Here is a 9,896-nt window from a genome sequence, read left to right as displayed (position 1 = left end):
GAAGTGGGCTCTTACATCATGGAATCCCTCCGGCGGCTCGACAAAGTTGCCTTCGTCCGATTTGCTTCGGTTTATCGTGAATTCAAAGACATCAGTGAATTCATGGATGAACTGAAGACCCTCCTGAACGAACGGTAAGGAGCGCGGGCGTCCTCGCCTGCATTTCGGATCGCAGGCTTCCAGCCTGCAAAAAATAAGTCGAATATCGAATCTTGAACAAGGATCTCCGAACTGTCGAAGTTTTCGGTTCAGTGCAGGCCAACCGTTTGACCGGCAATCGCTTGGATTGGCGCAAGTCCCACTTCTGCGTTCAGAATTCGATTGTTCGATATTCGGAGTTCTTCTTTCTATGCACGAAGCGCAGGTACTTCTAGCCTGCAAGTTTTAAATCTATTTTTTCAACTCGTAACTTACCATCCATTGGATTCCGAACTTGTCGGTCAGCATTCCAAAATAGGAACCCCAGAAAGTATTTTGTTGCGGCAAGATGACTGTTCCGCCTGCTGAGAGTCCTTTAAAAATTTTGTTAGCTTCCTCTTTGCTTTCCGTGTTAACGGCAAGGTAAAAATTGTTGCCTGCGACGATTTTTTCTCCTCGAGATTCCAACGCATCAGAAGCCATGAGAATGTTCTTTTCGCTGATTGGCAGAGAGATATGCATGATTTTTTGCCGCTCAGCGTCGGATACTTTCCCTGCATCAGGAAGATCCTTCCACTGCATTACAGCTGAAAAATCTCCTCCAAATATCGATTTGTAAAACTGAAATGCCTCTTCCGTGTTTCCGGCAAAACTCAAATAAGGATTGATTGTTACCATTCTTGTACTCCTATATATCCAGTCGTTCGGCGCAGACCGAAATCGACAATTGAAGAATTAACCGCCTAGTTTGGCCCAGTACAACAGGCCTACGTGGCGGCTGTTGATGGCGATTGCATAAGGTGTAAAGGATAAGCTTTTCAAAGAGTCTGGCAAGTTCTCGTCGATCCAGCAAACCATCGGTTGAAAAGGGTTTAGAGAAAAACGATAGATATCCAGCGCATAGTTTGCGGTGTCTGCCTGTCTCCAGAAATGCGGCTCATTGAGAGGTCCGGTTAACCGGAAAAATTGGAGGAGCGTAAGGCAAAGAATTACAAACGGGAATAGCCATTTTCTGAAAAGTCTGGCTACGTTTGGCAAGCGGATTTACTATTTATTAACCTTGGTTTCGAACAATGAATGTTGCTGCAATTCGAGAAGAGACTCCGGGCTGCCAGGAGGTTGCGCATTTTAACAATGCCGGCGCCGCGCTGATACCGCGTCTCGTGCTGAATGCAGTCATCGACCACCTGCAGTTGGAATCGCAGATCGGGGGATATGAGGCCGAGACCCGGGAGTTGGAAAAGATCGAGCATGTCTATGACGCGGTTGCTTCGCTGATTGGTTGTGATCGCAAAGAGGTCGCGATGGTTGAAAATGCCACTCGTGCCTGGGACATGGCCTTTTATTCGATACCGTTTCAAAAGGGAGACCGCATTCTAACAGCGAAGGCAGAGTACGCGAGTAACTATATTGCCTACCTTCAGGTCACAAAAAGAACCGGTGCGCAGGTGGATGTAATTCCCAATGACGCGCATGGCCAGGTTTCCTTAGAGAAGCTCAAAAAAATGCTGGATGATCGCGTTAAGCTGATTGCGATTACCCACGTCCCGACAAATAGTGGATTGGTGAATCCAGCGGAAGAAATCGGAAGAGTGGCAAAGGAATCGGGCATTCTATATTTGCTGGACGCATGCCAGTCGGTCGGTCAAATGCCGGTCGATGTGAACCTGATCCAGTGTGACATGCTTTCTGCAACCGGCAGAAAGTATTTACGCGGTCCAAGAGGGACAGGCTTTTTGTACGTGCGGAATTCTGTGTTGGACAAGTTGGAGCCTCCTTTTCTGGATTTGCATGCGGCAACATGGACCGCGAGCGATGATTACGAGATTCGCCGGGATGCTCGCCGTTTCGAGAATTGGGAGTCGAACATAGCCGGAAAGATTGGTCTTGGTGTTGCCATAGATTATGCACTGAATCTTGGGCTATCTGCGATTCGGGACCGAATCCAGTTTCTCGCGGAGATGCTTCGTTCCGGTTTGAAAGCTGTACCGGGAGTCAAAGTTTGCGATCCCGGATTGCGCCGTTGCGGAATCGTATCGTTTACCATGGATGGAGTTGCGCCCGAAGAAATTCGCGCACGGCTGTGGAAAAGTAAAATCAATGTCTGGCGCTCCACGGTCGAATCCACCCGCCTGGATATGGAAGAACGTAATCTCGAAAAGGTCGTGCGTGCCTCGGTACACTACTACAATACGGAAAGTGAAATCGAGCGGTTGTTAAGTTCCCTCGTCGTGTTTAGCGGCCGCTAAGGTTATAGTCTGGTGGTCTGTTACCATTCGCTCACTTGGTTCGATTAGATACATCTCTATTCCGGTAACGCGTAGAGAATCGTCTCTATTGTCTTCTTTCTCACAGAGAATTTTCTGCACGGATTCAGCCGATATTGTTCCGCGTCATGGCCGGGGCTTAAAGTAATTCGGTTCCACACTCGCATATAGAATGTCGAGCAATTCTTCGATTCCACTCGTTGTGTATTGCGGAACGACCGGAGCGTAGAGGCGTTGCCCGTATTTTATTAAGGTCCATATCGTAGCGCCTGCGATTAGCCACATGAGAAAACCGAGCACCAAGCCTGCTAGCAAGAAATAGCTAGCGCCTGAAGAGCTAAAAATTTGAGAGTTATAGGAAACGGATGTATAGATGAGGAGGGTTAATGAGATCAAGAACGTCAAGGACGCTTCTGAGTATGTAACGAGAGGCGTCATGATGTGAGAAGCTGTTCCAGAAGCCCATCGGTTTGTGCGAAATGCAGTCCACCCGATGCCCATAATGTACGGTTCCAGGTGATATTTGATATAGGAATCGACACGATTTAGGTAGAAGAAATATAAGGTACTCAATTTAATGTAGAGCGACGTCACTAGGGAGTAGGAGATAAGATAATAGGGGGCTTCCGATGTCCGTTTTAGAACATCAGGCAAAGTATGGTAGAGTAGCACGCCCATAACCGCGTAGAAACCAACAACCAAACTAAATAGAATTCCGGACCAGTGGCGCGACTCGTCGTTTCGAATCTTAAGCTGTTCGCAAAACACGGCTGGCATCGATTCATTTAGATTTGTTTTTTGATCCGTCAGCCCAAAGAATTTCAACGCTAGATTGCAAATCGCGTCAGGAGGTATGTGGAATGGAAGAAAGTGATCGAGCCCAAAAAAGGTTACAAGCAGTGATTTTGTGTTTACGCCAACCTTGACCATTTCCGCGACGGAGTCATAGACCGCCTCTTTGTCGTCGCAGGAATGTAAAAGGAGAACAGGACATTTGATTTGTTGGAAATTAACCGACACGAGGTCTGTTATTTTAGCGAATTCGGAGCTAATCCTGTGGCGGCGATATCGCCTCGGACGGAAGAACGTGCTGATGGAGAGCACGCCACCAACATCCACGTTGGCTGCCAGATCCAGCGCCAACATGCCGCCTGCACAGAAGCCGACAAGATAAACGATAGAAGACTTCTTCTTCAAGTCGTTATATTTTTGAACAACCTGGTCTTGCCATTCTTTAAATTTAGAGGCTGATAATTTCGAATCTTGCGAGTTTTCTCTATTTAGCGTAAGAACGTCGCAGGGATAGTGCTTAGAAAATATATTCACAAGGCGATGCAGGTCACATCGGGATGATTCACATCCATTGATGAAAAGGAATGCGGGAGCCTTTAGCGGTTCCTCGCCTGGCAACGGTAACTCCGAGGTCTGGGAATTTCGTCCTGACCCCTCCCCAGGGGTATCAGCACTCATTTTCAAATTATACCCATGGAACTTCAAGAAGACAAAAATCAAGATACTACAATACCTGAAGGATCGGAGCCTGTTAGGCGCCCTCCGCTGATCCCTCGCTATCTCACACTTGTGCGTCTTGCCGCGCCGCTCGTGACAAAGTCATTGTCCAATCCAGCCAGTGGATTTAGCTTGTCATTTATGTCTCATAACAAACTTGCTGCGTATATAAGAGACTGTTTCGCATTCGATGAAATATTTCCGAACAACGTGACTGAGAAGGAGAGGGTTCGGAGAGCTCGCACTGCCATTCTTTTACGGCCCTGGAATCGCAAGCTGTCCATTACTGATGGACCGTTTGCCGAAACAAAGGAATATTTGGGCGGAACCCTGCTTGATGCCGAGGACTGATTGCATATTACTCGCCAGTTTGCGCTAAAATGGGCAAATGGTGAAAACGATTGGGATCATCCTGATAATCCTTGGAATCGTGGCGTTGGTTTTTGGTGGTATCACATATACCAAAAAGGAAAAGGTAATCGATCTTGGGCCGATTGAGGCGACCGCTGAAGAGAAAAAGACAATTCCTCTGCCTCCCGTTCTCGGCGCGATTTCATTGATCGGTGGAATTATTTTGCTGGTCGCCGGGTCAAAGAAATCGTAGTTTGCATCATCCGGGTTGCACGGTCTGATCGGACGTAGCTGACGGTTCGGTTGCTTCGGGTACTTTTTCCGCGATCTTCTGTATCTTGCCCGCGCTGAGACCTTCTTGCCACAGGAAGGTCAGTCCTAAAATCGTCATCGGAATAAAAGCAAGCGCATGGGAAACGAGGGCGACGGCGCTTGCTTGAGCTTCCGGGACATTAAAAAACCGCGTTAACCCGAGCTGGCACGCAAGATGATAACTTCCGATTCCGCCCGGAGTAGGGACCGCAACACCAAGGGCAAGAAGTGTCATGATCAAGAAAGTGCTGAAAAATGCAAAACCCGGGACGTACGCTCGCACTCCTGCCCAAAAGCCGGCGCAAATCAGGACCCAGAAAAAGATCGAGTAGTAACTGATCTTCCACAAAATCTTCGGATCATGCAGGATCGACAGTCCTTGAACAAAAGAATCCAGGATATCATCAATGGAGTGAGCGATTTTCGCGGGCAGGAATTTCTCAATTTTCCCGATCATCTTTCTCACCAAAACTGGTTTTGTTTTCAAGTAATAGAGAAATAGAACGAGTCCCAAAATCGCTGCAAAAAGAAGAAGCCCCGCGCGGTTGAGCTCCGACAATGAAGACTGAGCTTGAGGACTCAGTTGCTCTGTCCGTACCAGGAATACGAGATAAATCATTAAGAGGAACAGGATAGAAGCAGAATCAAACACGCGTTCCACAACAATGGTGGCCATGGCTGTCGATTTGCTGATGTTTTCTTTGCTTCCCAGCAGATAGGGTCTAACGACTTCTCCAATTTTTGCAGGGAAAATCGTGCTGACTGCAAAGCCAATGATGGTCGTTCTGAAAAGATTATTCAGACTGGTTTTTTTGATCGGATCAAAAAAGAAGCGCCAGCGAACTGCGCGCACAAAATAGTTAAAGAATGCGAGAAAACCGGAAAGCAGCAACCAGTAAGGATCTCCTTTTCGGATCGTGTTCCATAGTTCGCCCAGATTGATGTTTCTCAAAAAGATGTAGAGAAAGAACGATGCCAGAAGAAACCCGAAAAGAACTCGTTTTCTGCTCATGAGTCGCGTCATTGTAACACGGAGCGAGTGTAAGAAAAGGCTCCGTTGCGTCCTGGTTCGTTTGCCTTAAATTCAGGGTATGCGACTTTCACGAAGAACAGCTTTTGTTACAGGAGCAAATCGCGGGATAGGTTTGGAAGTATGCCGCCAGCTGGGCGCAGAGGGCGCAAAAGTGTTTTTGGGTGTTCGGCGTGGCGGAAAAGACCAACTGGATGCTTTACTATCCGAAGGGTACGATGTTGCTCTCGTTTCGATCGATACATCTGATTCAGATTCAATCCGGTCTGCTTTGGACAAACTTCTCGAAACGGGAGTCGACATCCTGATCAACAATGCGGCTGTGCTGGATCGTGGAAGCCTATTTTCCTTGAGTGATACGGAAGTAGAAAACGTGGTTCGAACAAATCTGCTCGGGCCGATGCTTCTTGCCAGGAATCTAGCGGAGGGAATGCAGCAGAGGAATTGGGGACGGATCGTAAATGTGACATCGGGAATGGGCGCAATCAGCCGTGGTTTGGGCGCCGATTCAGTCGCCTATCGCGTAACAAAACTGGCGCTCAACGGTTTCACGATATGTTTGGCAGAAGCATTGCGCGGCACGGGTGTTCTGGTGAACTCGGTTGACCCGGGCTGGGTACGCACAAGCATGGGCGGTCCGATGGCTCATCGCACGCCTGAAGAAGGAGCACGCGCAATTCTGCAAGCGGTTTTATTGCCGGACAGTGGTCCAAGCGGCGTCTTTTTTCGCGATGGCCGTAAAGTAGATTGGTAGAATCTTCAACGCGAAGGCACAAAGACGCGAAGAAAAATCATTACTGCGGCATGAATGTGCCGATGATCACCAGCACCAACCAGAGGAAACCGATAACGATCACCAGGATGTTCTTGCCTGTAAACCTTTCGTTCTTATCTGCCAGCGGAGCAACCTTTGCGTTGATTTCATTGATGGTCGTTTGCACCGGAATCAGAGGGAGAAAACTGAAAAAAGTGATGAGCCAGAAAGGATCGGGAAGTCTCCATGTGATGGCCAGCAAGATAAAGAAGATCGAGATCGTGATCGGCTTCCAGGAACAAGCGATCCCATTCGATTCTGCGGATTCTTTCACTGACCGAAACAGCTGATTGCAAAAAAAGATGGCAAAAATCGATCGCCAGAAAGGCTTGATGTCGCTTCGCTCCCGTTCTTTGATTAAGCTCCAATGTTTGTAGAACCAGTAGATCTCATAAATTCCAAACGTGCATAACGACAGAACAATCAGCTTCGCCTTTGAAACTGGGAAAAAGAGCGGCACGTTTCCTTGTTTTAAAGTGCCTTCGATCTGACCTGTTTCCCGCAGAGTTTGAAAGAAGGACGGTTTGCAGGAAGCGCAAATGAGAGCTCCGCTGTATTCAAGAAGATCTTGCGGCGGAAAACTTTTTAAACATTGCGAGCACGTTTTTGTCGGGTCTATGCGCGGCAAGGAATCCATGGTTCCCTCCTGTGAATGAAAAGTGCCCAGAAACTGTTATTTCGTACCTACGATCATTTCGCCACCATCAACATTGATCGTATTTCCGGTCATCCAGTAGGTATTGGGGTGTGAAAGGACCGCAATTGTTTTTGCAACGTCTTCAGGAGTCGTGAGTCTGCCCGCAGGATTCTTCTTCAGCGCGGCTTCGATGAGTTTTTCATGTCCCGGAATCTTTTGCAAACTGGGAGTGTTTGTGACGCCTGCCCTGATGGCGTTCACCGTTGCGCCGCTGGAAGACAGTTCCAAAGCCAGTTGCCTGACGTGTGATTCAAGCGCCGATTTGGCGGCGGAAACAGCGCCGTAAGACTTTGTTGCGAGTTGACTTCCGAGACTGGTCATAGCAAAAATGCGCGATCCATTACGAATCAAACCGTTCCTGTTCAGGTCCTGCGTCCAGTAAATCAGCGAATGAGCCATCACATCGAGAGTCATATTCATTTGCGACTGGTTAATCTGCTCTTCATCCGTAGCGGTGATCATCGGCTTCAAGGTGCCGAAAGCCAACGAATGGAGTAGAACGCGAACGAATCCATCTCCGGCCTGAGCCTTGAGATTTCCGATCGCCTCACGGCGTTTCTCTTCATCTGCAGCATTCATATTGATGAAGAGCGCTTTTCTGCCGCTGGATTCAATTGCCTGGACGATTTCCTGTACGTGTGGCAAGGTTGACCGGCGATCCAAATGGATGCCGCAAATATGGAGCCCGGACTTTGCCAGTTCCAGTGCAGTAGCCTCGCCAAACCCGCTCGATGCGCCGAGGATGACTGCCCAATCGTTATCCCCAAACCCTGTGTTCATGGTTTACCAACTTAACATACAGTATTCACGTCGTCAACGAAAGCTCCTGAGCAGCTTCCGCTTTCCTGTAGGCAATAATGATGATCGCTGAGAAAATCAGCACGCCGCCAAACAACTGGCCCACCGTCAAGCCTTCACCCAGAAACAGGTAGGCAAAAACAGATGCGGTAATTGTTTCGGTAGTAGACGCAATGGTTCCACCTGTAGGTGTGACTCTCCTCAAACCACTCAAGAATAGTGTGAAGGGAATGAGTGTCGAAAAAAGACTGAACAGAATCGCCCCTTTCCAGAGGTGATTCCTGGAAAGTGTGGACACAGTTTCAACTGGATTCTGAATGGTAAACCAGAAAAGGCAAGCGACCAGATAGCCGCAGAATGTAATGGTCCAGGATGAATATCGCTTCCCAAGGCTATGTGAAAGAATCACATAGAATGCGAACGACAGGGTAGAAACGAATGCGCTGGCGACACCGATCCCGGAAACATTCATCGAATCGCTGCTGTGGAGCCTCACCATGAAGAACGTGCCCAGGAGAGAGAGAAGTAAAGCCAAAACCCTGGCCTGCGTAACCTTCTCCTTTCGAGTCATCCAACCATACAGGAATACCAGGACCGGCGCTGTGAATTGAAGAAAAACAGCAAGCGCCACCGTAAGGGTCTTGACCGCAAAATAGTAGGAAGCGTTTACCAGCGCTATTCCCGGAATTCCAAGAAGCAGAAACAGCACCCAGTCTTTACGATCCACAACAAGATGTTTGCGTCCGAAGAGGAGCAGCGCTGGCAATAACACAACGCTTGTGATCACCGAACGAATCTCCATCAGCATGATAGTGGAGAGTCCGCTATTCATCAGCGTTTTTCCAAGACTCGCCGATCCTCCAAAGAAACAGGATGCAAGAATAATCAGAATGTAACCGGTGGTCTCTCGCCAGTCGACTTTCACGATTGAGAATTATCTCTGGCGGCGGAAGAAGTCCTTATAGTTTGCTTGAATCTGGCGCTCTTCCGTTTTCAGCAGCGCGACGCGAGCTTTGAAATGAACATAGAATGTGGAAGGTACACTGATGTTTTCAAAGTCCTGCTGTTCAAACTTCAATTCAAATTTTTCCAGGTTCCCCAGTATCCCCAATCCAAACCGTACGTTATCCAGCAGTTTTGCCTCCGCGCGGACAATATTAAAATCCTCATCCGCCCACAGAGTTCCTTTCACATGATTCAGTACTTTTTCTGATTTCGAACGCTCGCGCAGCTTTCCCGGTTTCGGTTTAAAGGAAAAGACATAGTGCCCAATCGAATCGGCGGGCAACAATTGAAAATCGTACTTCGAATAGAGATCGTTCCAGGTGACCGAATCTTCGTCATCCTCTTTTTTGCGGAGCGATTTCAGGAATTTTGCTTTTCTTTCTGCTTCCTCTTTCTTTTCTTTCGCGTTCAAGTCGTGACCATCCACTTTTATCAGTTCCATGTAGGGTTTATTTTGGAGCCAGGTGAGGCGATGGATTCGAGTATTCTCGCTCGCGACTTTTCCGTCCTTCATTTTTCTGGTCACAGTAATTTGATGAAAGCCGATTTCTTCCGAGAGTTCTTCATTCTGCTGCGCCCTGGCAACAATTTTTTTCATTGTCTCTTCCGGTGAGGAGGAATATTCCGCCCGAACGGAAGAGACGATAACAATTGTCGCGACAAGAACTAGGACTTGAGCGTATTTTCTATCCATTTCAAATACCCCTCAGAACCATTCTCCAGTGGTAAGCTGATGATTTCTGGAACTTCGTAGCTGTGCAATGACTTTATCGCGAGCTCGACGTCCCGATACCGGGATTTTTCCGTTTTCATCACCATTAAAACTTCCTGATCTTTCTGCACGCCGTTATTCCACCAGTAGATCGATTGAATCCCCGGAACAATGTTCACGCAAGCCACGAGGTGATCGCTGACCAGCTTTTCCGCTATTCGGGAAGCTTCTTCCGGGTTGCCAGCTGTGCTGAGAATCACGAT

14 protein-coding genes are annotated in these 9,896 nt (G+C 48.0%); 5 read left to right on the top strand and 9 right to left on the bottom strand.

All coding sequences use genetic code 11. The features are described 5' to 3' along the window. Positions 1-138: transcriptional regulator NrdR (locus L0156_17590; GenBank protein ID MCI0604804.1), on the top strand; the 138-nt coding region annotated here is incomplete at its 5' end. Between the two features lie 252 nt (positions 139-390). On the opposite strand, the gene L0156_17585 is transcribed toward L0156_17590, so the two are convergent. Both L0156_17585 and L0156_17580 read right to left on the bottom strand, forming a co-directional pair. Further along, positions 391-816: a VOC family protein gene (locus L0156_17585; protein MCI0604803.1), complete on the bottom strand. Its 426-nt coding sequence runs from the start codon at positions 814-816 to the stop codon at positions 391-393. 57 nt (positions 817-873) lie between these two features. Then, positions 874-1,176 carry a hypothetical protein gene (locus L0156_17580; protein MCI0604802.1) on the bottom strand — a complete coding sequence of 101 codons (303 nt, stop codon included), beginning with the start codon at positions 1,174-1,176 and terminating at the stop codon, positions 874-876. Between the two features lie 35 nt (positions 1,177-1,211). Between L0156_17580 and L0156_17575 the strand changes: the two genes are divergently transcribed. Further along, positions 1,212-2,387, top strand: coding sequence for an aminotransferase class V-fold PLP-dependent enzyme (locus L0156_17575; protein ID MCI0604801.1), 1,176 nt, complete (start codon positions 1,212-1,214; stop codon positions 2,385-2,387). 144 nt (positions 2,388-2,531) lie between these two features. Here L0156_17575 and L0156_17570 read toward each other — a convergent pair whose 3' ends face one another. After that, entirely contained in the window at positions 2,532-3,602 is a 1,071-nt protein-coding gene (locus tag L0156_17570; GenBank protein ID MCI0604800.1) for a hypothetical protein, read from the bottom strand. A 288-nt stretch (positions 3,603-3,890) separates the two neighbouring features. Between L0156_17570 and L0156_17565 the strand changes: the two genes are divergently transcribed. Both L0156_17565 and L0156_17560 read left to right on the top strand, forming a co-directional pair. Continuing rightward, a complete protein-coding gene (locus L0156_17565) occupies positions 3,891-4,265 on the top strand; it encodes a hypothetical protein (GenBank protein MCI0604799.1) in 375 nt (124 codons plus the stop codon). 40 nt (positions 4,266-4,305) lie between these two features. Continuing rightward, positions 4,306-4,518, top strand: a complete 213-nt coding sequence (locus L0156_17560) for a DUF3185 domain-containing protein (GenBank protein ID MCI0604798.1) — start codon at positions 4,306-4,308, stop codon at positions 4,516-4,518. 6 nt (positions 4,519-4,524) lie between these two features. On the opposite strand, the gene L0156_17555 is transcribed toward L0156_17560, so the two are convergent. Beyond that, the gene (locus L0156_17555; protein ID MCI0604797.1) at positions 4,525-5,589 is read right to left on the bottom strand and encodes a flippase-like domain-containing protein; all 1,065 of its coding nucleotides are present in this window, start codon (positions 5,587-5,589) and stop codon (positions 4,525-4,527) included. Positions 5,590-5,668: 79 nt separating this feature from the next. Between L0156_17555 and L0156_17550 the strand changes: the two genes are divergently transcribed. Next, positions 5,669-6,361, top strand: a complete 693-nt coding sequence (locus tag L0156_17550) for an SDR family NAD(P)-dependent oxidoreductase (protein ID MCI0604796.1) — start codon at positions 5,669-5,671, stop codon at positions 6,359-6,361. Between the two features lie 40 nt (positions 6,362-6,401). On the opposite strand, the gene L0156_17545 is transcribed toward L0156_17550, so the two are convergent. From L0156_17545 to L0156_17525, 5 genes are all read right to left on the bottom strand, one after another. Continuing rightward, entirely contained in the window at positions 6,402-7,058 is a 657-nt protein-coding gene (locus tag L0156_17545; protein MCI0604795.1) for a DUF4234 domain-containing protein, read from the bottom strand. A gap of 36 nt (positions 7,059-7,094) precedes the next feature. After that, positions 7,095-7,898 (bottom strand): SDR family oxidoreductase, encoded by an 804-nt coding sequence (locus L0156_17540; protein ID MCI0604794.1) that lies wholly within the window; start codon positions 7,896-7,898, stop codon positions 7,095-7,097. Between the two features lie 25 nt (positions 7,899-7,923). Continuing rightward, positions 7,924-8,841: a DMT family transporter gene (locus L0156_17535; protein MCI0604793.1), complete on the bottom strand. Its 918-nt coding sequence runs from the start codon at positions 8,839-8,841 to the stop codon at positions 7,924-7,926. A gap of 9 nt (positions 8,842-8,850) precedes the next feature. After that, positions 8,851-9,519 carry a hypothetical protein gene (locus tag L0156_17530; protein MCI0604792.1) on the bottom strand — a complete coding sequence of 223 codons (669 nt, stop codon included), beginning with the start codon at positions 9,517-9,519 and terminating at the stop codon, positions 8,851-8,853. 68 nt (positions 9,520-9,587) lie between these two features. After that, positions 9,588-9,893, bottom strand: a complete 306-nt coding sequence (locus L0156_17525) for a divalent-cation tolerance protein CutA (protein MCI0604791.1) — start codon at positions 9,891-9,893, stop codon at positions 9,588-9,590. Positions 9,894-9,896: the final 3 nt, after the last annotated feature.

Source organism: bacterium, assembly GCA_022616075.1.
Classification (GTDB): domain Bacteria; phylum Acidobacteriota; class HRBIN11; order JAKEFK01; family JAKEFK01; genus JAKEFK01.
The sequence above is the reverse complement of the archived record's forward strand: the minus strand, read 5'-3'. Positions and strand labels throughout refer to the sequence as shown.

Excerpts from the sequence above, each read along its gene's own strand:
- L0156_17585 (MCI0604803.1), bottom strand. The coding sequence starts at position 816 with ATGGTAACAATCAATCCTTATTTGAGTTTTGCCGGAAACACGGAAGAG.
- L0156_17575 (MCI0604801.1), top strand. The coding sequence starts at position 1,212 with ATGAATGTTGCTGCAATTCGAGAAGAGACTCCGGGCTGCCAGGAGGTT.
- L0156_17545 (MCI0604795.1), bottom strand. The coding sequence starts at position 7,058 with ATGGATTCCTTGCCGCGCATAGACCCGACAAAAACGTGCTCGCAATGT.
- L0156_17540 (MCI0604794.1), bottom strand. The coding sequence starts at position 7,898 with ATGAACACAGGGTTTGGGGATAACGATTGGGCAGTCATCCTCGGCGCA.
- L0156_17565 (MCI0604799.1), top strand. The coding sequence starts at position 3,891 with ATGGAACTTCAAGAAGACAAAAATCAAGATACTACAATACCTGAAGGA.
- L0156_17530 (MCI0604792.1), bottom strand. The coding sequence starts at position 9,519 with ATGAAAAAAATTGTTGCCAGGGCGCAGCAGAATGAAGAACTCTCGGAA.
- L0156_17550 (MCI0604796.1), top strand. The coding sequence starts at position 5,669 with ATGCGACTTTCACGAAGAACAGCTTTTGTTACAGGAGCAAATCGCGGG.
- L0156_17555 (MCI0604797.1), bottom strand. The coding sequence starts at position 5,589 with ATGAGCAGAAAACGAGTTCTTTTCGGGTTTCTTCTGGCATCGTTCTTT.